This is a genomic window from Dyella sp. 05T440 (genome assembly GCF_056395965.1).
Genome location: NZ_JBFTKN010000006.1, coordinates 149,487 through 173,720, shown reverse-complemented (window position 1 = coordinate 173,720; position 24,234 = coordinate 149,487). Strand labels below are relative to the sequence as shown.

Annotated in this window: 28 protein-coding genes and 1 tRNA gene; 6 read left to right on the top strand and 23 right to left on the bottom strand. The window is 64.0% G+C overall.

The features are described 5' to 3' along the window. Window positions 1–442: 442 nt before the first annotated feature. The 21 genes from AC1DE1_RS10170 to AC1DE1_RS10070 form a co-directional block, all read right to left on the bottom strand. Window positions 443–528 (bottom strand) — tRNA-Leu (locus tag AC1DE1_RS10170). A gap of 25 nt (window positions 529–553) precedes the next feature. Continuing rightward, entirely contained in the window at window positions 554–1,132 is a 579-nt protein-coding gene (locus AC1DE1_RS10165) for a cysteine dioxygenase family protein (RefSeq protein ID WP_121881108.1), read from the bottom strand. Window positions 1,133–1,199: 67 nt separating this feature from the next. Further along, the gene (gene metX / locus AC1DE1_RS10160; protein ID WP_477176026.1) at window positions 1,200–2,303 is read right to left on the bottom strand and encodes a homoserine O-acetyltransferase MetX; all 1,104 of its coding nucleotides are present in this window, start codon (window positions 2,301–2,303) and stop codon (window positions 1,200–1,202) included. After that, window positions 2,300–3,349, bottom strand: a complete 1,050-nt coding sequence (locus AC1DE1_RS10155) for a tetratricopeptide repeat protein (protein ID WP_477176025.1) — start codon at window positions 3,347–3,349, stop codon at window positions 2,300–2,302. Before AC1DE1_RS10155 ends, metX begins: the two co-directional genes overlap by 4 nt. Continuing rightward, window positions 3,346–3,864 carry a cytochrome c-type biogenesis protein gene (locus tag AC1DE1_RS10150; RefSeq protein ID WP_477176024.1) on the bottom strand — a complete coding sequence of 173 codons (519 nt, stop codon included), beginning with the start codon at window positions 3,862–3,864 and terminating at the stop codon, window positions 3,346–3,348. The genes AC1DE1_RS10155 and AC1DE1_RS10150 overlap by 4 nt, the downstream gene beginning before the upstream one ends. Further along, window positions 3,861–4,403 (bottom strand): DsbE family thiol:disulfide interchange protein, encoded by a 543-nt coding sequence (locus tag AC1DE1_RS10145; RefSeq protein ID WP_441604005.1) that lies wholly within the window; start codon window positions 4,401–4,403, stop codon window positions 3,861–3,863. The genes AC1DE1_RS10150 and AC1DE1_RS10145 overlap by 4 nt, the downstream gene beginning before the upstream one ends. Next, window positions 4,400–6,373, bottom strand: a complete 1,974-nt coding sequence (locus AC1DE1_RS10140; RefSeq protein ID WP_477176023.1) for a heme lyase CcmF/NrfE family subunit — start codon at window positions 6,371–6,373, stop codon at window positions 4,400–4,402. The genes AC1DE1_RS10145 and AC1DE1_RS10140 overlap by 4 nt, the downstream gene beginning before the upstream one ends. Next, window positions 6,370–6,837, bottom strand: coding sequence for a cytochrome c maturation protein CcmE (gene ccmE, locus AC1DE1_RS10135; protein ID WP_441604007.1), 468 nt, complete (start codon window positions 6,835–6,837; stop codon window positions 6,370–6,372). The genes AC1DE1_RS10140 and ccmE overlap by 4 nt, the downstream gene beginning before the upstream one ends. Window positions 6,838–6,858: 21 nt before the next feature. Then, window positions 6,859–7,044: a heme exporter protein CcmD gene (gene ccmD, locus AC1DE1_RS10130; RefSeq protein WP_441604008.1), complete on the bottom strand. Its 186-nt coding sequence runs from the start codon at window positions 7,042–7,044 to the stop codon at window positions 6,859–6,861. Continuing rightward, window positions 7,041–7,799 carry a heme ABC transporter permease gene (locus AC1DE1_RS10125; protein WP_477178224.1) on the bottom strand — a complete coding sequence of 253 codons (759 nt, stop codon included), beginning with the start codon at window positions 7,797–7,799 and terminating at the stop codon, window positions 7,041–7,043. Before AC1DE1_RS10125 ends, ccmD begins: the two co-directional genes overlap by 4 nt. Window positions 7,800–7,803: 4 nt before the next feature. After that, window positions 7,804–8,490, bottom strand: a complete 687-nt coding sequence (gene ccmB / locus AC1DE1_RS10120; protein ID WP_477176021.1) for a heme exporter protein CcmB — start codon at window positions 8,488–8,490, stop codon at window positions 7,804–7,806. Then, window positions 8,487–9,125: a cytochrome c biogenesis heme-transporting ATPase CcmA gene (ccmA, locus tag AC1DE1_RS10115; RefSeq protein ID WP_477176020.1), complete on the bottom strand. Its 639-nt coding sequence runs from the start codon at window positions 9,123–9,125 to the stop codon at window positions 8,487–8,489. The genes ccmB and ccmA overlap by 4 nt, the downstream gene beginning before the upstream one ends. 101 nt (window positions 9,126–9,226) lie before the next feature. After that, entirely contained in the window at window positions 9,227–9,646 is a 420-nt protein-coding gene (locus tag AC1DE1_RS10110; RefSeq protein WP_477176019.1) for a DUF3293 domain-containing protein, read from the bottom strand. Next, a complete protein-coding gene (locus tag AC1DE1_RS10105; protein ID WP_477176018.1) occupies window positions 9,639–11,039 on the bottom strand; it encodes an FAD-dependent oxidoreductase in 1,401 nt (466 codons plus the stop codon). Before AC1DE1_RS10105 ends, AC1DE1_RS10110 begins: the two co-directional genes overlap by 8 nt. Before the next feature lie 118 nt (window positions 11,040–11,157). Beyond that, the gene (gene phbB / locus AC1DE1_RS10100) at window positions 11,158–11,919 is read right to left on the bottom strand and encodes an acetoacetyl-CoA reductase (protein ID WP_477176017.1); all 762 of its coding nucleotides are present in this window, start codon (window positions 11,917–11,919) and stop codon (window positions 11,158–11,160) included. Window positions 11,920–12,018: 99 nt separating this feature from the next. Further along, window positions 12,019–12,504 (bottom strand): polyhydroxyalkanoate synthesis repressor PhaR, encoded by a 486-nt coding sequence (phaR, locus tag AC1DE1_RS10095; protein ID WP_046970103.1) that lies wholly within the window; start codon window positions 12,502–12,504, stop codon window positions 12,019–12,021. Between the two features lie 147 nt (window positions 12,505–12,651). Continuing rightward, window positions 12,652–14,205, bottom strand: coding sequence for a DHA2 family efflux MFS transporter permease subunit (locus AC1DE1_RS10090; RefSeq protein ID WP_477176016.1), 1,554 nt, complete (start codon window positions 14,203–14,205; stop codon window positions 12,652–12,654). A gap of 12 nt (window positions 14,206–14,217) precedes the next feature. Further along, on the bottom strand, window positions 14,218–15,429 hold the full coding sequence (locus tag AC1DE1_RS10085; RefSeq protein WP_477179069.1) for an EmrA/EmrK family multidrug efflux transporter periplasmic adaptor subunit: 1,212 nt from the start codon (window positions 15,427–15,429) through the stop codon (window positions 14,218–14,220). Continuing rightward, window positions 15,416–16,921 (bottom strand): efflux transporter outer membrane subunit, encoded by a 1,506-nt coding sequence (locus AC1DE1_RS10080; RefSeq protein ID WP_477176014.1) that lies wholly within the window; start codon window positions 16,919–16,921, stop codon window positions 15,416–15,418. Before AC1DE1_RS10080 ends, AC1DE1_RS10085 begins: the two co-directional genes overlap by 14 nt. Continuing rightward, complete coding sequence (locus tag AC1DE1_RS10075; RefSeq protein ID WP_441604018.1) at window positions 16,918–17,436, bottom strand: MarR family winged helix-turn-helix transcriptional regulator; 519 nt, start codon at window positions 17,434–17,436, stop codon at window positions 16,918–16,920. Before AC1DE1_RS10075 ends, AC1DE1_RS10080 begins: the two co-directional genes overlap by 4 nt. A 75-nt stretch (window positions 17,437–17,511) precedes the next feature. After that, window positions 17,512–18,279, bottom strand: coding sequence for a TatD family hydrolase (locus AC1DE1_RS10070; protein WP_477176013.1), 768 nt, complete (start codon window positions 18,277–18,279; stop codon window positions 17,512–17,514). Window positions 18,280–18,419: 140 nt separating this feature from the next. Here AC1DE1_RS10070 and AC1DE1_RS10065 point away from each other — a divergent pair, with 140 nt between their 5' ends. Both AC1DE1_RS10065 and AC1DE1_RS10060 read left to right on the top strand, forming a co-directional pair. Then, window positions 18,420–19,004 (top strand): glycine zipper 2TM domain-containing protein, encoded by a 585-nt coding sequence (locus tag AC1DE1_RS10065; protein WP_441604020.1) that lies wholly within the window; start codon window positions 18,420–18,422, stop codon window positions 19,002–19,004. 11 nt (window positions 19,005–19,015) lie between these two features. Beyond that, the gene (locus AC1DE1_RS10060) at window positions 19,016–19,468 is read left to right on the top strand and encodes an outer membrane lipoprotein (RefSeq protein ID WP_441604021.1); all 453 of its coding nucleotides are present in this window, start codon (window positions 19,016–19,018) and stop codon (window positions 19,466–19,468) included. A gap of 79 nt (window positions 19,469–19,547) precedes the next feature. Here the strand turns inward: AC1DE1_RS10060 and AC1DE1_RS10055 are convergent, their stop codons facing one another. Next, window positions 19,548–19,982, bottom strand: coding sequence for a cell wall hydrolase (locus AC1DE1_RS10055; RefSeq protein ID WP_046970111.1), 435 nt, complete (start codon window positions 19,980–19,982; stop codon window positions 19,548–19,550). Window positions 19,983–20,446: 464 nt separating this feature from the next. Beyond that, a complete protein-coding gene (gene ygfZ, locus AC1DE1_RS10050) occupies window positions 20,447–21,103 on the bottom strand; it encodes a CAF17-like 4Fe-4S cluster assembly/insertion protein YgfZ (RefSeq protein WP_477179079.1) in 657 nt (218 codons plus the stop codon). A gap of 271 nt (window positions 21,104–21,374) precedes the next feature. Here ygfZ and AC1DE1_RS10045 point away from each other — a divergent pair, with 271 nt between their 5' ends. From AC1DE1_RS10045 to sdhA, 4 genes are all read left to right on the top strand, one after another. After that, the gene (locus AC1DE1_RS10045; RefSeq protein WP_477179068.1) at window positions 21,375–21,542 is read left to right on the top strand and encodes a DUF1674 domain-containing protein; all 168 of its coding nucleotides are present in this window, start codon (window positions 21,375–21,377) and stop codon (window positions 21,540–21,542) included. A gap of 82 nt (window positions 21,543–21,624) precedes the next feature. Beyond that, window positions 21,625–22,020, top strand: a complete 396-nt coding sequence (sdhC, locus tag AC1DE1_RS10040; protein WP_441604023.1) for a succinate dehydrogenase, cytochrome b556 subunit — start codon at window positions 21,625–21,627, stop codon at window positions 22,018–22,020. Further along, window positions 22,017–22,430 carry a succinate dehydrogenase, hydrophobic membrane anchor protein gene (gene sdhD / locus AC1DE1_RS10035; protein ID WP_477176011.1) on the top strand — a complete coding sequence of 138 codons (414 nt, stop codon included), beginning with the start codon at window positions 22,017–22,019 and terminating at the stop codon, window positions 22,428–22,430. The genes sdhC and sdhD overlap by 4 nt, the downstream gene beginning before the upstream one ends. A 4-nt stretch (window positions 22,431–22,434) precedes the next feature. After that, the gene (gene sdhA / locus AC1DE1_RS10030; RefSeq protein WP_477176010.1) at window positions 22,435–24,222 is read left to right on the top strand and encodes a succinate dehydrogenase flavoprotein subunit; all 1,788 of its coding nucleotides are present in this window, start codon (window positions 22,435–22,437) and stop codon (window positions 24,220–24,222) included. The last annotated feature ends 12 nt before the right edge of the window (window positions 24,223–24,234 follow it).

The window sequence follows — 24,234 nt, the reverse complement described above, 5'->3', positions numbered from 1 at the left end:
ACAGACACAGCAGTCGAAGGACTCCTTTTCTGACAACGTCCGCGCGACGCCGCATTGAACCTGTATAGGAAGAGGCTGTGCGCGAGCGAATCCAGCGCACAAGGGATGGCGTGCGAAGTTCCATTTCATTTCCCCTGATTGACATCTGAGCAAGCCGCGCCTTGGCGCTAGTCACAGGCAGATATAGCAAGGAATGGCAACTGCGCCACCCACCGATGCGCGAACTGGTTCACGATTTGAGCAGTGATATCTCTTACGACAGATGGCGTCGTATGCCATCAATCCGGCTTGCGGAAGGTCAACCCATGGTTGAAGACGAGAACCGAGGTCAATAAAACCGAGGTCAAAGTGGGCTTAAGTTGTGGTCGAAAAGGCCTGGGACAAAATGCCTCGGCAAGCACGAAAAAAGGCCCGACAAAAGTCGGGCCTTTTCTTTCAAATCTGGTACCGGTGATAGGACTCGAACCTACACGACATCGCTGCCAGTGGATTTTGAGTCCACCGCGTCTACCATTCCGCCACACCGGCATTGCAGCGACGCATTATGCCGGGTTCAGTGGACCGGGTCGAGCCCCAGTTGGCGGTCGGAGCGCTGGTACTGGTTGTGGCCCAGGGGCTGGAACACGGCGCAGTGGGTCATGGCGCCCGAATAGATGTGCAGGCTCACGGCGACGGCGTCGTCGCTCGGGTTGCGGATGGTGTGGTACTCGTGGGGCGGGATCAGGCTGCCGGCGGAGCCGGGGCCGGCCTGGATGGAGCCCACGGGCTGGAAGCAGTAGTTGCCGTCTTCGTCGGCGAGGCGCTCGTACTGGACCACTTCCAGGGCGCCGCTCCAGACGCCTTCCACGCACCACATGCCGCAGTGGTCGTGGATCGGGGTGCCCTGGCCGGGCCCCCAGGTCATGGCGACCACGCAGTAGCCGTGGTCCTCGCTGCGGTAGAGCTCGCGGCGGGCGTAGCGGCCTTCGGCGGTCTCGAAGACGCACTCGGGCAGCGTCACCTGCTGGCTGCGGATGAGGCTGCACAGGCTGTTGCGCAGGCTGTCGGTGACGGCGCGCGTGGTGTCCTGAGACACGGCCGCGTCGATGGCGTCGATGAGCTTGCGGGAGCCGGGGAAGTCCAGGGTAAGCATGGTGTTCTCGAGGTTCGTGCTACCCGGCCATCTTAGCAGCGCCGGCGGGGCGCCGCAGGCGGCTCGTTCAGAGTCCGCCGAGGAAGCCGCCTATGGCACGGCTGTAGTTGGGGATGTCAACCAGGAATGCATCATGTCCCTGCGGCGAATTGAGCGCCACGAATTCCACCGCGGCGCCGGCCGCGCGCAGGCCGTCGGCGATTTGTTCCTGCTGTTCCAGCGGGAACAGGATGTCGGTGCTCACGCCGATCACCATGGCCTTTTCCACGCTGATGCGCTTGAGGCCTTCCATCACGTTGCCGTTGCCGTACTCGGCCATGTCGAACCAGTCGCTGGCGCGCGAGAGGTAGAGATAGCTGTTCGGATCGAAGGTGTGCACGAAGCGTTGGGCGTGGCCTTCGAGGTAGGACTCCACCTCGAATTCGAGACCGAACGGATTGTCGTCGCGCTGCTCGGGATCGAGCCGGATGCGTGCAAAGCGGCCGTTCCATTCCATCGCGGAGCGGTAGGTGATCACGCCGAGTTTGCGCGCGATGCTCATGCCGTCGACGGGATAGTCGTCATCGGCATAGCGACCGTTGTTCCAGTGTGGATCGAGCCGGATGGCTTCGCGCTGCAGCGAGCGGATGGCGATGGCAAACGGCTGCGCCTGCGGGGCAGTGTCCACGCTGATATGCGCGCGCACGCTGCCCGGGTGCAGCACCATGTACGCCAGCGCGCTCATGCCGCCCATCGAGCAGCCGATCAGGCAGGCGAGCTGTTCGATGCCGAGGCTTTGCACGGCGACGTGCGCGGCGTTGGCCACGTCCTCCAGCGACAGCTCGGGAAAGTCCAGGCGATAGGCTTCGCCCGTGGCGGGATTGATCGATCGGGCGCAGGTGGAACCCTTGTCGCTGCCCAGCGAGTTCACGCAGATGACGAACCAGCGTGAGCTATCGATCGCCTTGCCCGGGCCGATCATCGCTTCCCACCAGCCGTCGGACGGATCTTCCGCGTTGGATGCGGCGTGCGCGCTGGGCGAGAGGCCGGTGAGGATGAGCACGGCGTTGTCGCGCGCGCTGTTCAACTCGCCCCAGGTTTCGTACGCCACGCGGGCCTCGCGCAATACTCCGCCTCGTTTCATCGCAAAGGGCGAGGGCAGGGCGCAGTAGCGGCGGGCGTCATGTGTCATTCGTGAACCTTGTCGATGCTGATCTTGATCGGCGACTGCGTGCTTACTGCGACCACGCCGGCATCGCCTTCCAGGTCGCCCGGCTGGGCGATGGCCTGGCCGCTCTTGCTGATGCGGGCGCCCACGAACACGCGCGGCACCGAGGATAGTTTGAGTTGCGGCGTCATGCCCATCGCATCGTTCAAAGTGACGGTGGCGGGCAGGGCGTTGGCGTCCAGCCTGGCCACCGCCAGCGGCATTGGCGGACCGTGCTCGGCGCGCGCGTAGACGAACAGCGTATCGCCCGCTGCAAGCTTGCTCTTGAGTGCTGGCGACAACGCCACTTGCACTTGCAGCGAGGGCTGCGCAGCGGCTGCGGCTGGCGTTTCCGCCGCGGTCTTGCCGGGGCTGTTGACGCGCGCATCGGCGACCGCGATCTGCTCGGCCACGGCCTTGGCCACGTTGGAGTCCGGATCCAGTTGCGGCTGCAGCTGGCGCCAGGTGGCGGCGGCTTGCGCGTATTGATCGTGCTGGAACTGGCTGATGCCGAGCAGCCACAGGCCACGCTGGCTTTGCGGGTCGATCTTCACGGCGCGTTCGAGCAGCTCCTGCGCGCGGCCGTCGATGCGGTGATCCTCGCGCAGCAGCGAATCGGCTTCGGCCCAGCCGACCATCGCGACGCTGTTGTCGGGATCGATGCGCAGGGCTTCGTCGTACGCATGGCGCGCATCGGAGGCGCGGTGCATCACGCTATAGGTCTGGCCCAACAGCATCCAGCCCTGCAGGTCGTCGGGTTTCTGCACGAGGTGTGCGTTCAATTCGTCGACCGCCTGGTCGATGCTCATGCCAGCGTCGGACTTGGGCACACCATCGAGCACGACGGGCGTGCCTACGGCGAGGTAGAGGCCGATGGCAGCCACGGGCAGACAGAAGGCCACGATCATGGAGAGCGCGAAGAGGCCACGTGGGCGGCCGAGTCGTCGTCCGTGACGGACCAGTGGCAGCAACACCAGCAACAGCGCCGCAACGATCATCGCCGCGGCGATCAGATAAAAAGCCAGCCTCACCAGTCGTCCCCTTCATCGGTCGGCTTGTCGTTGGCGACGGCGAGCGCAGCGCGACCGCGCCGGCGCACTGTCACCACCACCACGGCCGCACCGGCCAGCAAGATCACCAACGGTCCAAACCACAGCAGCAGCGTGCTGGTTTTCACCGGTGGGTCATACAACACGAAATCGGAATAGCGATCGACCAGGTATTGCTTGATCTCCTCGTCGCTCTTGCCCTGCTGCATCAGGTTGAAGACCTCGTGCCGCAGGTCGCGTGCGAGGTCGGCGTTGGAGTCGGCCAGGTTTTCGTTCTGGCAGACCAGGCAACGCAGTTCGCGCGTGAGGCTCTGGAAGCGCACTTCCTGGGCGTGGTCTTTGAAGGGCAGCGGGTCGATGGCCTGGGCGAAGGCGAGCCCGGCGACGAGGAACAACAGCAGAACCTGTGGGAGCGCACCCTGTGCGCGACGCCAGGCGGGCCGCTTCGTAGGATAGTCGCGCACAGGGTGCGCTCCCACAAAAAGGCGGCGGATCATGGCTGTTCCTTGGACAACGCCGCAATCGCCGGCTTCAATTCCTTCGCAATCACCTCAGGCGTCAACGGCCCAATCCGCTTGTAGCGGATCACGCCCTTGCCATCGACCAGAAAGCTTTCCGGTGCGCCATACACGCCAAAATCGATCGCGGTGCGACCTTCGCGATCGACGATGATCATGTCGTACGGGTTGCCGTGCTTGGCCAGCCAGTCCTTGGCGTCGTCCGGTGCATCTTTGTAGTTGTAGCCGACGACCGGCACGCCGATGGTCTTGCCTTCGGTCATCAGCACGGGATGTTCTTCGCCGCAGGCGATGCACCAGCTGGCGAACACGTTGATCAGATAAGGTTTGCCCAGCATCGCGTCCCGGCTGACTGTCTGCGCGGGATCATCGAGCTTGGGCAGCACGAACGCCGGCGCCGGCTTGTTGATCAGCGGCGACGGCACTTCGCGCTGGTCGTGCTGGGTATTCCACCAGATACCGAAGCCGAACAAAGCCACCAGCAACAGAAAGCCGAAGAAGGGAATCAGGCGGCTCATGCGCGCGACTCCTGCAGCGCGGTTGCCGGAATGGCTGCGGCCTCGGCCACACGCTTGGTGCGGAAGCGACGATCGGCAGCTGCGAAGAAGCCGCCCAGCATCATCAACAGGCCACCCGCCCAGATCCAGCGCACGAACGGCTTGTCGTAAAGGCGTAGTGCCCACGCGCCTTCCGGCTGCTTGGCATCCATGGGCTCGCCGAGCGCCACATACAGATCACGGAACAGGCCGGGGTTGATCGCCGATTCCGTCTGCACCTGGCCGCGCAGGTAGGTGCGCTTCTGCGGGTGCATCACGGCGACGGTGCTGCCGTTGCGCGTGACAGTGACCGTGCCTTGGTCGCCCTGCCAGTTAGGGCCTTGCGTGTGCTGCACGCCGTCGAAGCGGAACTCGTAGCCGCCGATGCTCTCGGTCTGGCCCGGCGCCACGCGCACGTCACGCTCCACGCTCAGCGCGTTGGTGAGCAATACGCCGGCAAGGAACACGCCCGCGCCGAAATGGGCGAGCAGCATGCCGGCCATCTCGGCAGGATAACGCCGGCCGGCGGGCATCTCGCGCCAACGCTTGAACACGTAAAGCAGGGTGCCGAAGCAGCACCACACTGCCGCCGCAGTGCCGGCGATCGCCTTGCTCTCGCCACTGGTGACAAATGCCGCGACGATGGCGCAGGCGATGGCCGCAAGACCTGCACGCCACATCACCTTCTTCAGTACAGGCACATCGCTCTTACCCCAGCGCAGGTACGGGCCGAATGGCAGCAGCAGCACCACAGGCAGCATCAGCAGGGTGAACAGGAAACCGAAATACGGCGGGCCCACCGAAATCTTGCCGAGATTCAGCGCATCGCCGAGCAAGGGGAACAAGGTGCCGAGCAGCACCATCGCCGCGGCCACGGTGAACATCAGGTTGCCGATAAGGATGGCTGTTTCGCGCGACACCACGGCAAACGGCTTGCCGCCTGCCACTTTCGGTGCGCGTATCGCATAGAGCAGCAGCGAACCGCCCACCACGATGGCTAGGAAGCAGAGGATGAAGAGGCCGCGGCGCGGATCCGAAGCAAACGCATGCACCGAAGTGAGCACGCCCGAACGCACCAGGAAGGTACCCAACAACGAAAGTGAGAACGCGAAAATGGAAAGCAGGATGGTCCATGCACGCAGACCGCCGCGCTTCTCCGTCACGGCCTGCGCATGGATCAACGCCGCGCCGACGAGCCACGGCATGAAGCTCGCATTCTCCACCGGATCCCAGAACCACCAGCCGCCCCAGCCGAGCTCGGCATACGCCCACCAGCTGCCCGCGACGATGCCAGCGGTGAGAAAGCCCCACGCCACGTTCGTCCACGGACGCGCCCAGCGCACCCAGGCCTGTTCCAGTTCGCCGCCCAACAGCGCGGCGATGGAAAATGCGAACGCGACAGAGAAGCCGACGTAGCCCATGTACAGCACGGGCGGATGGAACGTCATGCCCGGATCCTGCAGCACCGGATTGAGATCGCCGCCATCGGGCGGCATCGGCAACAGGCGTGCAAACGGATTGGAGGTGAAGATGATGAAGGCGAGGAAGCCGACGGCAACGAGACCCAGCACACCGAGCACACGCGCCACGAATACTTCAGGCAGGTTGCGGCTCAGCACCGCGAGCGCGAGCGTCCACAGGTTGAGGATGAAGATCCACAGCAGCAGCGAACCTTCGTGCGCACCCCACACGGCGGCGACGCGGTAGTACCACGGCAACGCGAGGTTGGAGTTGTCGGCGACGTACTGCACCGAAAAGTCGAACGACAGGAACGACCACACAAGCAGACCGAATGCGAGCGATACGAACACGGCCTGTCCCGCCGCAGCAGGGCGGGCCACCGACATCAGCGCGCGGCTTCCGGTCCAGCCGCCGATCAGCGGCAGTACGCCCTGCGCGAGCGCGAGCAGCAGCGCGAGGATCAGCGCGAGTTGGCCAAGTTCGGGCGTCATTGCGGTTTGTCCTGTCCGGCTTCCTCGTTCACTTTCTTGCCTACGTGGGCTTTGGCCATGGCGTCCTTCAGCTCTTTGGGCATATAGGTTTCGTCATGCTTGGCCAGCACTTCGGTGGCGATGAAGCGGGCGTTGTCCATGTGGCCGGTGGCGATCACGGATTGGTTGTCGCGAAACAGGTCGGGCAGGATGCCGGTGTATTCCACCGGCATCGAGCCGCTTGCATCGACCACGGTGAAGGTGACCTTCAGCGATTCCTTGCTGCGCTGGATCGACCCGGATTTGACCATGCCGCCAAGGCGGAAGGTTTTGTAGCTGGTGGCTTGTCCGGTCTGCACCTGGCTGGGCGTGAACAGGTAGTTCATGTTCTGCTGCAGGGCGAACACGATCAGCGCCACCGCCACCACGGCGGCGGCTATCACGAGTAGAACAATGGTAAGCCTGCGCTTGCGTGTGGGGTTCATGCTCATTCGCGTAGGTGCGTCTTAGGGCGCTGAAGGGTTGCGTTGCTGACGGGCCGCCTGACGCGCCATGCGGCCGCGCAGCTCGCGCAGGTTGCGGCGGCGGCGCAGCCACGGATTGATGTAGTCGGCGATCAGCACGATGAAGAACACCGCGTAGGCAGGCCACACATACATGGCGTAGCCGCCCATGGCGAAGAACGCGCTCATGCCTGTCCCTCGCGCTGTGCGATCTGCTTCACCCAGTCCTTGCCGCTCTCCATCGACAGCAGGTCGGTACGCACGCGACCGAACAGGCTGGCGACGTAATAGAACTTGGTGGCGGCCATCATGGTGAGCAGCGGCCACAGCATGGCGGTGCTGATCTTGGACGGACCGAGAATGCGAATCGTGGAACCCTGGTGCAGCGTGTTCCACCAGTTCACCGAGAAATGCACGATCGGCACATTGATGATGCCGATGATGGCGAGGAAAGCGGCGGCACGCGCACCCTGGCGACGATCTTCGAAGGAGTGATACAGGCCGATCACACCCAGATAAAGGAACAGCAGCACCAACTCGGAGGTGAGGCGTGCATCCCAGGTCCACCAGGTGCCCCACATCGGCTTGCCCCAAAGCGAACCGGTCACCAGCGTGACAAAGGTGAAGGCCGCGCCGATCGGCGCCGATTCCATCGCCACCACTTCGGCCAGCTTGATGCGCCATACCAGCGAAATAAACGAGGCCACCGCCATCAGTCCATAGATGAACAGGCTCATCCACGCGCAGGGCACATGGATGAAGATGATGCGGTAGGCGTCACCTTGCTGATAGTCGGCGGGCGCGAGCACCAGGCCGCCGTATAGCGCAACTGCACCCGTCAACAGGGCGAGGCCCAGGGCCCAGGGTCGCAGCGTGCCGGCAAACCGATAGAAGTTCGGTGGCGAGCTGAGCTTGTGTACCCACAAGGGTATCCAGTTGGCCATTGTCTTAAGCGTCCAGAGCTATGCGGAGGGCGGTGGCGCACGCCAGGGGGGCAAGCACCAGGGCCATGACCAGCGCGGCGCCCAGCCAGGCGATGGGCGCGAGCCACGGCAGCCCTTGTTGAGCCGCGGCGACAGCGCCGGCGGCAAAGATCACCACGGGTACGCACAGCGGCAGCAGCATCAGCGCCAGCAGCATACCAGAGCGCCTGCTGCCGGCCGTGAGCGCCACCAGCACGGCGCCGAGCAGGCTCAGCAGTGGTGTGGAGAGCAGCAGCGCATAGACCAGTACCGGCATTACCGCGGTCGGCAGATGCAGCATGCCCGCCAGTAAAGGCGCGATGACGATGAGCGGCAAAGCCGTAGTGATCCAGTGCGCAAGAATTTTCATGCCAAGCATGAGTGCCAGCGGCTGGGGTGAAAGGATGAGTTGTTCGAGCGATCCGTCTTCGATATCGCTGCGGAACATGGCATCGAGCGCCAGCAGCATGGCCAGCAGCATGGTCACCAGCACGGCGCCGCTGGCAATACGCTGCAGCAGCGCCTCCTCCGGTCCCAGCGCAAACGGAAACAGTGTGATGACGATCAGCGCATAAAGCACCGGCATGACGATGTCGCCACGACGACGCCAGGCCAGGGTGAGATCGCGGCGCAGGACGGCGACGCAGGCGGGACCGAGCGGCGCGTGATTCATGCGTGCATGCGCACCCGTTTCGGCTCGCCGTTGAGAAAGCTCACCGCACCATGGCTGGTGACCAGCGCGGCGCCGCCAGCGGCAGCGTGTTGGGTAAGCAGGCGATTGACCAGCTCAATGCCGGTGCGATCGAGGTTGGCGTACGGTTCGTCCAGCAGCCACAGCGTAGCCGGCAGCAACAGCAGGCGCGCAAGCGCCGCGCGTTTCTTCTGGCCGGCGGAAAGCCGGCGCACGGGTTCGTCTTCGTAACCGGCGAGGCCGATGTCGGCCAGTACGTCATCGACGCTGCGTCCATCGCGTGCGCCGTAAAGGCCGGCTGCAACGGCGAGGTTCTCCCGCGCGCTGAGATCGGACTTCAGCCCCAGGTGATGACCCAGGAACTGCGTGTCTCCCAGATGCTCGTCGCGCCGCCACGCCTGGCCGCGCCATTCCAGCGAACCTTCGTCGATATGCAGCAATCCGGCGAGGATGCGCAGCAAGGTGGTCTTGCCGCTGCCGTTGTCGCCCTCCACCAAGGCCACTTCACCCTCGTGCAGGCAGAAGTCCAGCGGGCCGAACACGGGTTCGTCCTGGCGGTAAAACGAGAGCGCCCTGGCCTCGAGCAGAGGCGGGGCGACGGCGGTGGAAGCGGTCATCCCTCGATTGTCCGCAATGCCCGGCAGGCTTGTCCATGCGGCGGGGTGACGCCAGCCAAATCAGCGATATCAGGGTGCATTTCTGGCGTGGCGGGCATGGCTCAGGCCGGCGGTGTGAGACGGAGCTGAGCCAGCGTCGCGCCTCCGCCGTGGACGTAGCCCATTTGTCCAAATCGCCGGGCCAGCGTGTCGAGTGCCGGGACATCCGGTCCGACCACCCAGAGGCTGGCCTCCTTCCACCGACCATCGGGGCTCGCGCCCGTTCCGGCGCGAATGACCACGGTTTCGGGCAGCGCGCGCAACTCGAACAGCAGGGCGCGCTGCGCGATCCGGTTGTCCGGGCGAGGCACCCGCTTGGAAAATGGATGCCATGCCGTGATGAAACCCCATGGCAAGTTCCGCGCGAGATCGCGCAGTTCCGCTGGCAAAGGTTGATCGATATGGATGGTCACCCAGCCGCCACGTGCCAGGCGCACCCGGTAATCGGTGGCCCGGTACGCGGCAAGCAGTGCCTCATCCATGCCGCAGATCGGGCAGGGCGGGAAGCGTGGCGCGCAGGGCGGCGACGGCGGCGTTCAGATCGACCGATGCCGCATCGGCCGAGCCACGCAGCAACTGGTCCAGCAGCACGTCCTGCGCGCGACCGCGCTCATAGGCATATGAGTACGGCAGATGGGTGAAGGTGACCATGCGATAGCGCGCCATGAAGTGTTCCGGCGCACGCTCGGCCAGCAGGGCGCCCAGCGCGCGCTTGGCGAGGTAGTGCGGATCGGCCACCGAGTCGCGCATTTCCACGTAGTTTTCCAGCGCCATCGCCGCGATGGCGTCGCTGTTTGGCTGGCGGATGCGCTGGAATTCGGCGAACACCTCGCCCGTGTCGTCCGGCGATTGGGCCAGCAACGAGGCGAGCACCACGGTGTCTTCAAAGCCGCAATTCATGCCCTGGCCGTGGAAGGGCACGATGGCGTGCGCAGCATCGCCGATCAGCAGCGCGCGACCGTCCAGATGCCAGCATTGCAGGTAGAGCGTGGACAGCGTGCCGACTGGGTGGCCGTCGTAATCGTTGGCGAAATCCGGGATCAGCGGCAGCAGGTCGGGGAAGTCTTGCTCGAAGAAGGCTCGCGCATGATGAGCGTCGCCCAGCGTGGCGAAGCTCGGATGCGGGCCTTGCGCCGGCAGGAACAAGGTCACGGTGAAGCTGCCTTCGGTATTGGGCAGCGCGATGCACATATAACCGCCGCGCGGCCAGATATGCAGCGCATGCGGCTCCAGCGCGAACTGGTCGTGGCCGCCGCTGCGGCTGATCAGATCGGCGCTGAGCCCGCCGGCGGAAGGAATTTCCAGCTCTTTATAGGCGTGGCCCAGCGATTCCACCCGCTCGCCCAGCGGCGAGTACGCGTTCATCGCGGCGCGCAGCGAGGAGCCTGCGCCATCGGCGCCGATCACGATGGGGGCGTCGAGCTCGCGCGACACGCCTTGTTCGTCGACCAGCTGCAGGCGCTGCCGATCAAAATCGGCATTGGCCAGCGACTGTCCAAAATGGAATTTGACGCCCGCGGCTTCGGCAGCATCCAGCAGCAACATATTGAGCGCGCCGCGGGAGACGGACCAGATCACTTCGCTGTCGTCGACGCCATAACGTTGCAGGCCGGAGCGACCGTCGGTGGTGTGCACCATGCGTCCGCGCATCATCACTGCGCGCTCCAGCACGTCGTCGGCAAGCCCAGCTTTGCGCAGCGCCTGCAGGCCGCGCTCGGCCAACGCGAGATTGATCGAACGACCACCGGTGAAGCCGGCGATGCGCGGGTCAGGGCGTTTTTCGAAGACGTCGACGACGAAACCGCGTCCCGCCAATTGCTGCGCCAGCAAGGCGCCGACCAGGCCGCCGCCGATAAGAGTGAGATGCTTCGCCATGGAGTCCCGCTGTCAGGTCGCAACGCTTAAAGCGCTGAGAGTAGCGTGTCGCGGGCGGGTGGGCGATGCGCAGTGCGGCAAGGCGGTGGATGGCCTGCGCCGGGATGGCGACCGTCCCTCAAAAACTCATGAAATACCCGCCGTTGACCGGCAGGTTCGCACCCGTGATGTAACCGGCGTCATCGGCGGTGAGGAAGGCCACTGCGCGTGCAATATCTCCCGGTGAGCCAAGTCGGCCGACCGGAATATCCGAGATGATCTGCTCGCGGATATCCTGCGGCACAGCGGCCACGAGCGCCGTATCGCAATAGCCCGGCGATACCGTATTCACGGTCACGCCCTTGCGTGCCGTTTCGCGCGCCAACGCCATGCCGAAGCCGTGCACGCCAGCCTTGGCAGCGGAATAGTTGGTCTGGCCGAACTGCCCGGTCTGCCCGTTGACCGAGCTCAGGTTCACGATGCGGCCAAAACCGCGTGTGGTCATGCCTTCCACCACGTTGCGGCACATATTGAAGACGCCATCCAGGTTCACCCGCATCAACTCATGCCATTGCTGCGGCGTCATTTTGCGCAGGCTGGTGTCACGGGTGATGCCGGCGGCGTTGACCAGGATGTCGACGCTGCCGTGTTGCCGTTCCACCCGACCAATCAACTCGGCGCACCCGTCGAAATGGCTGACGTCGGCAGGCTCGAATTTCACCGCACCATTGAGGTCGGCCAGCTCAGTCTGGAATGCGTGCAGCCGTTCCTCGCGCCCTGCCAGGTCGACGGCAATGACCTGTCGACCTGCCTGAGCCAGCTGTCGGCAGATTTCGGTGCCGAGCCCGCCAATGCCGCCAGCGACGATGGCAACGCGTGAGTTGCGAGTGTGGGAATTCATGTGAAGGACTCGTACACATGCCGCAGGGCAGCACGTGTTGTGCTGCAGCGGCGAGTGAGACGGCAGGAAGGTCGGCGCGTCGGCGCCGACCGCAGCGGATTAACCGGGCTTCTTGGTGCCGCTGCGCGGCGGCTGGCCCTGCGTGGCGGCGTCGATCAGGCCGCGCTGCATGTTGCGCCAGGCATCCATGTTGCGCTCGGTCAGGTCATTGAGCATGGACCAGGGCGTCTGGCCCAGCAGGCTGTTCAGCTGGGTGCGGAACTGCTGCTGCTGGTCGAGGAAGACCTGCAGGCTGCGCTCCAGGTAAGGCCCCATGAAACCCTGCAGCGAGTCGCCGTAGAAGCGGATGATCTGGCTGAGCAGCTGAGGAGAGAGCATCGGCTGCCCCTTTTCCTCATGCTCAGAGATGATCTGCAACAGCACCGAGCGGGTGAGATCCTCACCGCTCTTGGCGTCACGGACTTCGAAGGTTTCGTTGTCGAGCACGAGCTGACGGACTTCCTCCAGCGTGATGTAGCTGGAGATTTCCGTGTCGTAGAGTCGACGGTTCGGATACTTCTTAATGGTGCGCATCGTTTGTGCCATGCACACAAACTAACAGAAGGTATTGCGGCGCACCAGTCGCCCAAGTGGTATTAATTGCTGCACTGGCCAGTCGCAGCAATTCCTGTTAGATCAAATACCTGCTGGTTGTTGCAGGTTTGTGCCGGATTAAGAACGTTCCGGCACCGGTTAATGCCCGCCGGGGCCTCCTGCCGAGCCAAACGGCGGCTTGGCCAGCCATATCACCGGGATCAGCACCAGGAACAGGACGGCGCAGAGCAGGAAGATGTCGTTCACCGCCAGGGTGAGGGCTTCACGGTTAACCAGCTGATCCACGATGCCCAGCGCCTGGGTCTGGCTGTTCCCGGCATGGGTGAGCTGCGACAGGACCTGGGTGGCCGGCTGGCTGGCGCTGGTGACGTTCTCGCTCAGCGTGGCGTGATGCAGGATGCCGCGGTGCTGCCACAGCGTCACCGTCACCGCCGTGGACACGCTCGAGCCCAGTGTGCGGAAGAAGTTGGCCAGGCCGCTGGCGCTGGCGATTTCATTGGCGGGCAGTCCCGCCAGATAGATCTGGTTGAGCGGGATGAAGAAGCAGGGGATGGCAATGCCCATCACGAAGCGCGGCCACACCAGCGAGGTGAACGAGGCTGAGCTGTCGTACGTGGAGAACCAGTACGAGGTAGCAGCGAACACCACGAAGGCGAACGTCACCACCGCGCGCAGCTCCAGCCTGTGCATATTGCGCCCGAGGATGGGCGATAGCAGGAAGGCCAGGATGCCCACCGGCGCCGTGGCAAGACCGGCCCAGGTGGCTGTGTAGCCCAGGGTGGTCTGCAGCCACAGCGGAAAAACCACGTTGATGCCGAAGAACGCGAACATGCCCAGCGACAACGCCACCACGCCCGCGGTGAAATTGCGTTCCTTGAACAGGCTCAGTTCCACCACCGGGTGTTTGGCGTGCAGTTCCCACACCACCAGGAAGACTAGGCAGATCAGCGCGATCAGGCCCAGCGTGGTGATCATCGGCGAGGAGAACCAGTCGTGGTCGTTGCCGTTGTCCAGCATGAACTGCAATGAGCCCACGCCGACCACCAGCAGCACCAGGCCGATCACATCGATCGGCGACTGGTAGGTCTTGGTCTCGCGCTTGCGCAACAGTGCCCAGGTGATCACACCGGCGAGGATGCCCACCGGCAGGTTGATGTAGAAAATCCACGGCCACGAAAAGTTGTCGGTGATCCAGCCGCCCAGGATCGGTCCGAAGATCGGCGCCACCACCACGGTCATCGCCCATAGCGCGAGCGCGACGCCTTGCTTGGTCTTGGGATAACTCGCCAGCAGCAACGTGAGCGACAACGCCACCATCGGGCCGGAGCCGGCGCCCTGCATCAGGCGCGCAAACACCAGCATCGGCATCGAAGTGGCCAGGCCGCACAACATGGAGAACACCACGAACAGGCCGACCGATACGACAAAGGTCTTCACCTCGCCGAAGCGGCGCGCGATCCAGCCGGTAAGCGGCTGCATGATCGCGCTGGCCAGCGAATAGGAGCTGATCGTCCAGGTGCCTTCACTTGCGCTCACGCCGAGGCTGCCTGCGATATGCGGCACAGCCACGTTGACGATGGTCATGTCCAGCACTTCCATGAAGGTGCTGAAGGCGACGGCGATGGTCAGCAAGACCAGCGCGGTACCGTGCAAAGGCGGTAGCGGCTTGTCTTCGGTGGGGTTGGCGGCCATGGGATCGCTTCGTCAGTTCGCGTCGTGCTGGCCGAGGTTGGCCTGAATGATCTTCTGGGCTTCTTCGTCTGCCTTGCTGGCCATCTGGTCGTACACCGAGGTTGCCGCGATCGGCTGACCGTTGCCGAGCGCCGCATTCATGGCGCCCTTGTCATCGCTGATATTGACGGTGACATTGGTGGACAGGCCCACGCGCAACGGATGCTGGTCGAGTTCCTTGTCGTCCAGCGCAATGCGCACAGGCACGCGCTGCACCACCTTGATCCAGTTGCCGGTGGCGTTCTGCGCCGGCAGCAGGGAGAACACGCTGCCGGTACCCGCGCCCAGTCCGATCACTTTGCCGTGGAATTCGACGCTGCCGCCGTAGACGTCCGCCTCGACCTTGGCCGGCTGACCCACGCGGATATGGCGAAGCTGGTTTTCCTTGAAGTTCGCGTCCACCCACAGGTCGTGCAGTGGCACCACCGCCATCAGCTGCTGGCCGGGCTGCACGCTGTTGCCCACCTGAACGCTGCGCTGGGCGACGTAGCCGGTGACCGGCGCGTAGATGTTGTTGCGCTGTGCGGCGATCCAGGCCGAACGGTAATTGGCGCGCGCCTGCTCCACCGCCGGATTGGTGGCGATGCGGGTGCCTTCGATGGCGGCGTGCGAAGCCGCGGCCTGTGCCTGCGCCGCGTCGAGCGAGGCCTGTGCCTGGTCGACGGCATCGCGCAGGTGCTGCACCGTTTCCGGCGCTTCGGCCTGGGCGGCCACCAGCGGTGCGCGACGGGCAAGATCCGCCTGCGCCTTCTTGAGATCGACGCGGGCCTTGGCCACCTGGGCATCGGCGCTGGTCGCCGACTCGGTCTGCTGGCGCACCTGGCGCACGGCCTGCGCGAGCGCGCTGCTGGTCTGCTGCAGGCGCACGTCGGCGTCGGTGTTGTCGAGCTTCACCAGCACCTGGCCGGCTTCGACGCGCTGCGTGTCGTCAGCCAGGATCGCCACCACGATGCCGGGCACCTGCGCTGAAATCGCCACCTGGTTGCCGCCGACATAGGCGTTGTCGGTCTTCTCGCGGGTGGAGAACACGAACAGCCACAGCAGCAGCCATGCAACGGCGGCCAGCACAAAGACCGCGGCGACGATGAACAACGCGCGACGGCGCTTGACGGGATCCTTTGCCGCCATGCCGCTGTCGTTGTCGTCGTTGTTGTTCTTCTTGACGTCGGAATCAGTGGCGCTCATTCGGGGCGTCTCCGGAAAGGTTCAAAGGGGAAGAGGGGTGATCGCTGGATGCCTGTGCCGGCAGGCTGGCGCGGTAACCGCCGCCCAGGGCCTTGATCAGCGAGATATCGGTGGAGAGCGCCTGGCCTTGCAGGGTCACATCGCTGTCCTGCTGTTGCAGAAGGTCTGCCTGCGCACTCAGCGATTCGCGGCTGTCGCTCACGCCACGCTTGACGCGCGATTGCGCGTTGGCGAGCAGCTGCTGGTTGGCGGCGATTTCGCGGGCCTGTTCCTTGCGGCGATTCTGGATCTGGTCTGCGGTCAGGCTTTGCGTGGCGACGTCGCGCGCGGCGCTCAACACGGTGCTGTTGTACTGCGAGACGGCCGCGCCGAGCTGGGCCTTGCTCACGCCATGGTTCGCTTCCAGCAGACCGCCGGTGAAGATGGGCAGGTGCAGGGCCGGGGTCAGGCCAAAGACGCGGCTGCCGGCGTTGAACATCTTGTCAAGGTCGATACTCGACAGGCCTGCCATCGCGCTGATGCTGATGTCGGGAAAGAATTCCGCGCGCGCCACATCGGTCTGGCGCAGCGCCGATTCCACCTGCCAGAGGCTGGCGGCGATATCCGGACGGCGCGCGATCAGGTCGACGCCGACGTTGTCAGGCAGTCCGGTGGTGACCTCCGGCAGCGCGCGCGGCTGCAAAGCCGGCAATTGCGCGGGAGACACGCCACACAGGCTGGCGAGCGCGGCCTCACGAATGCGCGCGGAGCTTTCGAGCACCACCAGCATCTGCCGTGCGGACGCGGTCTGCGCCTTGGCCGACTGCACCGTGTCCGGACGATCCACGCCCTGCTTCACGCGCAGCTGCGCGATCTGCTCGAGCTGTTCGGCCGTCTTTACGGTCTGCCTGGCCAGGGCGATGCGGCTCTGATCGGCGAGCCAGCCGAAGTACGTGTCGGCGACATTGCTCTGGATGGCGAGTGCCGCCGCGCTGTGCTGTGCTTCGGCTGCATGCGCCTGATCCACCGCCGACTCGATGGTGTTGCGCTTCTTGCCCCACCAGTCGAAGTCGTACTGCGCCTGCACGCCGATATCGCCCTGGTTGTACCAGGTGAAGCCGAGGAATTTCGGCGGGATCAGGCCGGTTTCGCTGAGGCGCTGACGTTCGACCTGCGCGCTGCCGTTCACGCTGAGTCCGGCCTGTGCCGTGGCTGCACGGATATTCTGCTGCGCCGAATCGACGCGCGACTTGGCCTGGGCCAGATCCGGCGAATCCTGCATCGCCAGGTCGATCAGCTGATCGAGTTGCGGATCGTTGTACTGCTTCCACCACGCGGCGTCGGGCCAGCCGGCGCGATGGCCGGTTTGAAGGCCGGCCAGCGGAACGTCGTCGCGCACCGGTGGGCGATTCAATTTGGCAGGGATGGAGCAGCCCGCAACAGCAACAGCGATCGCGCAGGCAAGCAGCGCGCGACGGCCGAGTCCGCGGCGCAGGAGGGAGTGAGGAGTCATGGACCAGCGTCCGGCTGAGTGAGCGAATCGATGTTGACGGCGATCTGGCGCAGCAGGCGGTCGAGCGTGCGCTTGTCAGCGGCACTGAGCGAGGCGAAAGCGCCATGAACGTTGGGGAAGAGCGGAGGGAGAATCTTTCGCACGAGACGCTTGCCGGCCGTGGTGATGCTGAGCACGACGCGGCGGCGATCTTCTGCGCTGGTGGCCCGCGTGATCAGGCCGCCCTTGACCAGCACGTTGGCGATGCGCGTCATATTGGTGGCGCCTTGCTGCGCGTACTCGCACAACTCGGTGGGCGTCGCGCTGCCGGTCGGGCTGCTGTAGATCATCATCAGCGTGCGGAAATCGCTGTCGTTCAAGCCGTGCGGCTTGAGCTTGCTTTCCAGCTCGCCGAGCAGGGTGCCCCCGACCAGCAGCAACAGGCGCGTGAGCACGACTTCCTGGACGGGAAGGTCCGGGAAGATCTCGCTGACACGACCAATTCCCTCGTCCATATGGTCGAGGCATTCATGCATGCGCTTCATTTCACCAAAGAATAGTTCGCCAGTGAAGTAATTAGGCTAGCACTGGGTTCGAGCGACCCGCAAGGGTCAATCGAACCGGAACAGATTCCGGGCGTTGCGGGTGGTGGCTTCGGCGATGGCCTCGGGGCTGACGCCGCGGAGGTCGGCGATCACGTGCAGCACTTCGACCATGTTCGACGGCTCGTTGCGCTCGCCGCGATGACAGGCGCCGGGCTGGTCGGGTGCGTCCGTTTCCAGCAGCAATCGTTCGACGGGCATGGTCGCGACGATGTGACGAAGTCGTTGTGCGCGTTCATACGTCACCGGCCCGCCGATGCCCAGGTAGAAGCCCAGCTCCCATAGCCGCTCTGCCTGTTGCTGGCTGCCGGAGAAACTGTGAACCACGCCACGTAATCCGCCCATGCGGCGCATGGTGGAGGTGACTTCATCCATGGCGCGGCGCGCATGGACGATCACCGGCAGATCGAACTCGCGCGCTATCTGCAACTGCTGCTGGAAGTAAAACCGCTGCTGCTCGACGTCGAGTTCGGGCAGGAAATAGTCCAGTCCGATTTCGCCCACGGCCACAGCACGATGCGTCTTCAGCCAAGTCCTCAGCTCATCGAGATGCTCGGGACGATGTTCGTCGAGATAGATCGGATGCATGCCATACGCGGGGAGTACGCAGGTTTGGTCGGCCGCCAGCGAGGCAATGCGCGGCCATGATGCATGGTCGATCGCCGGAACCACGATGTGCCTGATGCCGGCGTCGCGGGCACGCTGGAACATGGCGTCCTGGTCGGATGCAAAACTCGCATCATCGATGTGCGCATGGCTGTCGGTGAGTTCGAGCACAGTACGGGGCTTCCTGAATTTGAAACAATGCGTGGCTTCGGTCTAAGCGAGCATTCAGTGACCCAGAGGTTCAATGATTGCGCTGGGATCGAATTCAAGCAGGAGCGGGGGCGCTCCGCTGGTCCCACTAGGAGAGCATTATGAACAGGTTGGTCGTTTCGGCGCTGCATGTCGGTTTCGCCGGTGTATTGGTGTTGGGTCTTTCGGCGTGTAATCGGGACGCGAATGCTGACGGTGGCGTGGGCGCCGCTGCGCAGCAGCAAGGGGCTGCCGATGGTGCCAAGTACGCGCGCGTGACGAGCGTGACGCCGGTCCGTGAGGCCGCGAGTGCGCCGCAGCAGGTATGTCATGACGAGGTGGTGACCACGCACAAGCCGGTGCAGGACACCCACCAGATTGCTGGTACGGCTATTGGTGCCGTGGCGGGTGGCTTGCTCGGCAACCAGGTCGGCGGCGGCAAGGGCCGCACCTTGGCAACGGTGGCAGGCGCGGTCGGTGGTGGCTATGCAGGTCATGAAATCCAGGCCAATCACCAGGCAAACGCCACCCAGCAAACCACGCAGCGTAAATGCACCACAGTGGCCGGCAGCGGTGGCGACAAGGTGGTGGCATACGATGTGAGTTACGAGTACAACGGCGTGACCCGCACTGTACGAATGGATCACGATCCGGGTGACAGGCTGCAGGTACAGGAAGGTGTGGTAGCCGTTTCCGACGCTCACTGAGGATTCACGCCATGCAAACACTGCTTAGACATTTGGCTGTCGTAGGACTTGTTTCCGCTGTTGCGCTGCTTTCCGGTTGCCAGACGCCACCGCAGCGCCAGGTGGCTTACAGCGGCGCTTCCAACCGTTGCGAGCAGTGTGGCGTGGTCAGTGACGTGCGGCAGATCCAGACCCAGAAGGAATCGTCGCCGCTGGGCATGGTCATCGGCGGCATCGCTGGCGGCGTGATCGGCAACCAGTTCGGTGGCGGCAGCGGCAAGGCCCTGACCACCGTGGCCGGTGCAGTGGCCGGCGGCGCCATCGGCAACCAGGTCGGCAAGAACAATAGCGGTCCCGACGTCGCATGGCAGGTCACCGTCAAGCTCGACGACGGTCGCTATGCCACGGTGACGCAGGCAGCTGATCCGCAGGTTCGCCCCGGCGACTACGTGCAGATCCGCAACAACCTCGTGTATCGGCTCTGACGTAAAGACGTCTGGACGTCCAAATGAAAAGGCCCTCGCGAGAGGGCCTTTTTTTTATTCTCTATGGGGTGGGGTGTGTTTAGTTGCTGACGGCGTAGAACGCATGTTCGCCGATGGTCTTGACGCGTTTCGTCGACCACGCGGTGGTGACGGCAAGCGTGGCGAAGTGATCTGCTTGCGGCACGTACACGGTGCGCTCTCCCTTTGGCAGGCTCCAATTGCTGATCGAATCACCAGCAATCTTCCACGCCTTGGTCCAGGAGTTCAGATCGGTCACTTCGAACGTGCTTGCGGTGGTTGTCAATGCGAATTGCCGCGGCGACTTGACCACCTCGCAAACATTGTCGCCCCAGGTGCCGCGATCGCGACGACGAAGAGCAACTTCGGCCACGGCGTACTGGCCGAGGGTCGATTCACTGCGTGCCTCGAGATACACCGTCGTGGCCAGGCAGGTCTGGTCCGCGAGGGGCTGGGGTAGCACGGACGCTAACCACAACAGCATGGAAAGTTTCATTGAGTCTGCCTCCAACGTGCTGTACGCGTGAGGTCGGTACTGCTGACTTCACGCGCCGTTGCGGTGGACGGGCGGGCAGGCCGTTCCACCTGGATTGATCGCCGCGACCGAAACTTGTGGTCAGGCGGTTTGCCACGGGATTGTGGCCAGTCGAGCGGCTGTTCCGGTGCCGCTCAAAACTTGTGGTGCTGCAAGGGCATAGATCGGGTACTAAGGACCGCGTTGCCTGCAACGTCAGCCGCGCCAAGGGGCGGCATTGGATACACCGACATCTCTGTCGGGTCGCGCTGATCCGGACCCCTCCGGTTCGTCGCGTATGTGGACACCCAGGGCAGTGGGTGTCTATCGAATTGGTTGGCGAGACTAGTGGCCGATTTCTGATCTGGCAAGTGCCTCGCAGTTCAGGTTCACGTCACACTCACATTGCCGTCTCGCTTCGTGAATCTTTGCGCCTGTTTGTTTCATCATGCAGACCAACTCTGCACGACATGCAAACGAATGCCTTCGTCAGTGTCGATACGCGATGCATCGTCAAGCGAATTCATTAGACCATCGTCTATGACTGCAAGCGCTCGAAAGGTTGCATCGTCATTCGCCACATCGAGCAATTGAATGCTGTTGTCACCGTTACGGTGCAGCACGGTGCCCCCGCTCACAAACTGCGACAATACGACGCAATGCATATGCCGCTTGTGCCCGCCGCGATAGTGCAGGCGCGCCACGATTTCCTGGCCGGGATAGCAGCCTTTGTCGAACGCAACCGCTTGCAGACGCTCGAGCGAAATAGCGGGCGGCAGCAACGCGCCCAATGCGTCATTCGGCAACCACGGCCAGCCTGCGCGAACTTGCAGCGCTCGCCACGCATCATCGGCAACCGCGGCGCCGACGATCACGCTGTGATCACCGCAACCGAACACGTACGCATCACCTTCACGATGCACGGCGTACGTCGTGAGTGCTGCGCCGGTGGCAAGTGCGCGCGGATCGGGCACGCTCAGTTTGACCTTGGAGCGAAACACGAAGCGTTGCAGCGATGCCGCCATCGACGATGCATCGCCGCCGCGCAACAGCAGCAGCAACGAGTCATCGGCAATACATGCGAGCTGGAACAAGGCAAGCACGCGGCCCTGGGCATCGAGCCACGCGCTGAACTGCCAGTGGCCGACGGCAAGCGACTGGACATCGCTGGTGAACTGGGCTTGCGCAAAGGCCGCGGCGTCGGTGCCTTCGATCAACAGGGTCTGGGCGGAGAGGTCGGTAGGCATAAGAAGGGGAGGTAAGGGCGGGCAGGGGAAGTCACAAGGGCCGCTGCCCTACTGACAGAGCAGCGCACCGTCGTCAAGGTTGTGCTGCATTAACGCAGGTATTACGCTTTTACGGCTTTCAAACACCATGTCCGATACCTCCTCCCAAACTGAGCCCAAACCCGCGTCCGCTCCGGTGGAGCAGGTTCCCGTGCCCGCGGTTCCGGCCACGGACAAGACTTCGACGGAGCGAGCGGCCCCCGATCCCACCCGCTACGGCGATTGGGAAAAGAACGGGCGCTGTATCGACTTCTGATTCGCCGCGCCGGCTCGGGTCGGCGTCGTCGGAGCGGGAAGGGCGGTAAAGGGCATCAGCGATTCCACCCAGGATAGCCGCCATGGCAGACACGCAACGACCGCTCTCTCCCCACATGGGCATATATAAGTGGCAAGTGCAGATGGTGACCTCCATCGTGCACCGCGCTACCGGTATCGCCCTCTCCGTCGGAACCTTGCTCGTGTTGTGGGGTGTGTTCTCCCTCGCCAGCGGCGAAGACAGCTATAACCAGTTCAAGACCTGCATCGGCAGCCCCATCGGCATGATCCTGCTGATCGGCTGGAGCTGGGCGCTGTTTTTCCACCTGCTCAACGGCATCCGCCACCTGATCCAGGACGGCGGCATGGGCTACGCCATTCCGCAGTTCGTCCGTTCCAGCTGGCTTTCGATCATCGGCAGCGTGGTGCTGACCATCATCGTGTGGGCCTACGTGCTGACTGCCGGAGGTGCCGCATGAGCGCCAACGGCCCGCAGTACGACGTGCGCAAGCAATTGCGCAACCCCTTGAAGCGCGCCCGCGGCCTCGGCTCGGCGCAGTCCGGTGTCGGTCATTGGTGGACGCAGCGCATCACCGCCGCGGCGCTGGTGTTCCTCGGCATCTGGTTTGTGGTGACGGTGCTGGGCGCCTTGCACGCCGACTACGCCACCGCGCGCGCCATGATCGCCAAGCCCTGGAACGCGCTGCTGCTGGTCGCCTTCGTGCTGGCCATGTGCTGGCACGCGGTGCTCGGCCTGCAGGTGGTGATCGAAGATTACGTCCATACCCGCTGGGTGGAGGTGTCCCTCCTGGTGCTGGTGAAGTTCATTGCAGTGCTCGGCACGTTGGCCACGTTGATGGCCGTGCTGCGCGTGGCGCTGGGAGCCTGATTCGATGGAAAGCTACAAGATCCAACAGCATAAGTACGACGTGATCGTGGTCGGCGCCGGCGGCGCAGGCCTGCGCGCCACCTTCGGCCTGGCCGAGAAGGGCCTCAAGGCCGCGTGCATCACCAAGGTGTTCCCGACCCGCTCGCACACGGTGGCGGCGCAGGGCGGCATCTCGGCGGCGCTCGGCAACATGGGCGAGGACGACTGGCGCTTCCACTTCTACGACACGATCAAGGGTTCGGACTGGCTCGGCGACCAGGACGCGATCGAATACATGTGCCGCGAGGCGATCCCGGCGATCATCGAGCTGGAACACTACGGCGTGCCGTTCTCGCGTACCGAGGAAGGCAAGATCTACCAGCGTCCGTTCGGCGGCATGACCACCCACTACGGCAAGGGCACCGCGCAGCGCACCTGCGCCGCGGCCGACCGTACCGGTCACGCCATCCTGCACACGCTGTACCAGCAGGCGCTGGCGCATGACGCCACCTTCTTCATCGAGTACTTCGCCATCGACCTCATCTTCGACGAAGAAGGTGTGTGCCGCGGCGTGCTCGCGCTGGACATGAACGAAGGCACCTTGCACTTCTTCCGCGGCCACGCGGTGGTGCTGGCGACCGGCGGCTACGGCCGCGCCTACTTCAGCGCCACCTCGGCGCATACCTGCACCGGCGACGGTGGCGGCATGGTGCTGCGCGCGGGCCTCGCGCTGCAGGACATGGAGTTCGTGCAGTTCCATCCCACCGGCATCTACGGTTCGGGCTGCCTGATCACCGAAGGCGTGCGTGGCGAAGGCGGTTACCTCACCAACTCCAACGGTGAGCGCTTCATGGAGCGCTATGCGCCCAACGCCAAGGATCTCGCTTCGCGTGACGTGGTCAGCCGCGCCATGACGATGGAAATCCGTGAAGGCCGCGGCGTGGGCGAACACAAGGACCACATCCACATCAACCTGATGCACCTGGGCGCGAACGTGATCCACGAACGCCTGCCCGGCATCGCCGAGTCGGCGCGCATCTTTGCCGGCGTGGACGTGACCAAGGAGCCGATCCCGGTGATCCCGACCGTCCACTACAACATGGGCGGCATCCCCACCAACTATCACGGCGAAGTGGTGCAGAAGCGCGGCGACGACGTCGATGCGGTGGTGCCGGGCCTGTTCGCCATCGGCGAAGCGGCTTGCGTATCCGTGCATGGCGCCAACCGCCTGGGCTCCAACTCGCTGCTCGACCTGGTGGTGTTTGGTCGCGCGGTGTCGCATCGCTGCGCCGAGATCATCAAGCCGGACACGGCCCACAAGGACCTGCCGGCCAGCGTTCTGGACAAGGCTTTGGCCCGTTTCGACGGCCTGCGCAACGCCAAGGGCAGCCTGCCGACCGCGAAGATCCGCGCCGAAATGCAGCGCACGATGCAATCCGATGCGGCCGTGTTCCGTACCGGCGAGTCGCTCAAGGAAGGCTGCGAGAAGATCTCCAAGGTGCGCGAGTCGTTCAAGGACGTGGGCGTCAGCGATCGTTCGCTGGTGTGGAACTCCGACCTGATCGAAACGCTGGAGCTGGCCAACCTGCTCGACCAGGCCGTGGCCACCATGTACTCGGCCGAGCAGCGTCACGAGAGCCGCGGCGCGCATGCCCGTGAGGACTTCCCCGATCGCGACGACCATGTGTGGCAGAAGCACACGATGGTGTCGGTCGATGAAGCCGGCAAGGCCGAGTTCGATTTCCGTCCGGTGCACATGTACACCATGACGAAAGACGTCGACGTCGTGCCGCCGAAAAAGCGCACTTACTGATACCCGGACTGG

Bases quoted from the DNA above. Each gene is read 5' to 3' on its own strand.
- AC1DE1_RS10165 (WP_121881108.1), bottom strand. From the start codon at position 1,132: ATGCTTACCCTGGACTTCCCCGGCTCCCGCAAGCTCATCGACGCCATC.
- metX (WP_477176026.1), bottom strand. From the start codon at position 2,303: ATGACACATGACGCCCGCCGCTACTGCGCCCTGCCCTCGCCCTTTGCG.
- AC1DE1_RS10150 (WP_477176024.1), bottom strand. From the start codon at position 3,864: ATGATCCGCCGCCTTTTTGTGGGAGCGCACCCTGTGCGCGACTATCCT.
- AC1DE1_RS10145 (WP_441604005.1), bottom strand. From the start codon at position 4,403: ATGAGCCGCCTGATTCCCTTCTTCGGCTTTCTGTTGCTGGTGGCTTTG.
- AC1DE1_RS10140 (WP_477176023.1), bottom strand. From the start codon at position 6,373: ATGACGCCCGAACTTGGCCAACTCGCGCTGATCCTCGCGCTGCTGCTC.
- ccmE (WP_441604007.1), bottom strand. From the start codon at position 6,837: ATGAACCCCACACGCAAGCGCAGGCTTACCATTGTTCTACTCGTGATA.
- ccmD (WP_441604008.1), bottom strand. From the start codon at position 7,044: ATGAGCGCGTTCTTCGCCATGGGCGGCTACGCCATGTATGTGTGGCCT.
- AC1DE1_RS10125 (WP_477178224.1), bottom strand. From the start codon at position 7,799: ATGGCCAACTGGATACCCTTGTGGGTACACAAGCTCAGCTCGCCACCG.
- ccmB (WP_477176021.1), bottom strand. From the start codon at position 8,490: ATGAATCACGCGCCGCTCGGTCCCGCCTGCGTCGCCGTCCTGCGCCGC.
- ccmA (WP_477176020.1), bottom strand. From the start codon at position 9,125: ATGACCGCTTCCACCGCCGTCGCCCCGCCTCTGCTCGAGGCCAGGGCG.
- AC1DE1_RS10110 (WP_477176019.1), bottom strand. From the start codon at position 9,646: ATGGATGAGGCACTGCTTGCCGCGTACCGGGCCACCGATTACCGGGTG.
- AC1DE1_RS10105 (WP_477176018.1), bottom strand. From the start codon at position 11,039: ATGGCGAAGCATCTCACTCTTATCGGCGGCGGCCTGGTCGGCGCCTTG.
- phbB (WP_477176017.1), bottom strand. From the start codon at position 11,919: ATGAATTCCCACACTCGCAACTCACGCGTTGCCATCGTCGCTGGCGGC.
- phaR (WP_046970103.1), bottom strand. From the start codon at position 12,504: ATGGCACAAACGATGCGCACCATTAAGAAGTATCCGAACCGTCGACTC.
- AC1DE1_RS10090 (WP_477176016.1), bottom strand. From the start codon at position 14,205: ATGGCCGCCAACCCCACCGAAGACAAGCCGCTACCGCCTTTGCACGGT.
- AC1DE1_RS10085 (WP_477179069.1), bottom strand. From the start codon at position 15,429: ATGAGCGCCACTGATTCCGACGTCAAGAAGAACAACAACGACGACAAC.
- AC1DE1_RS10080 (WP_477176014.1), bottom strand. From the start codon at position 16,921: ATGACTCCTCACTCCCTCCTGCGCCGCGGACTCGGCCGTCGCGCGCTG.
- AC1DE1_RS10075 (WP_441604018.1), bottom strand. From the start codon at position 17,436: ATGCATGAATGCCTCGACCATATGGACGAGGGAATTGGTCGTGTCAGC.
- AC1DE1_RS10065 (WP_441604020.1), top strand. From the start codon at position 18,420: ATGAACAGGTTGGTCGTTTCGGCGCTGCATGTCGGTTTCGCCGGTGTA.
- AC1DE1_RS10060 (WP_441604021.1), top strand. From the start codon at position 19,016: ATGCAAACACTGCTTAGACATTTGGCTGTCGTAGGACTTGTTTCCGCT.
- AC1DE1_RS10055 (WP_046970111.1), bottom strand. From the start codon at position 19,982: ATGAAACTTTCCATGCTGTTGTGGTTAGCGTCCGTGCTACCCCAGCCC.
- AC1DE1_RS10045 (WP_477179068.1), top strand. From the start codon at position 21,375: ATGTCCGATACCTCCTCCCAAACTGAGCCCAAACCCGCGTCCGCTCCG.
- sdhC (WP_441604023.1), top strand. From the start codon at position 21,625: ATGGCAGACACGCAACGACCGCTCTCTCCCCACATGGGCATATATAAG.
- sdhD (WP_477176011.1), top strand. From the start codon at position 22,017: ATGAGCGCCAACGGCCCGCAGTACGACGTGCGCAAGCAATTGCGCAAC.
- sdhA (WP_477176010.1), top strand. From the start codon at position 22,435: ATGGAAAGCTACAAGATCCAACAGCATAAGTACGACGTGATCGTGGTC.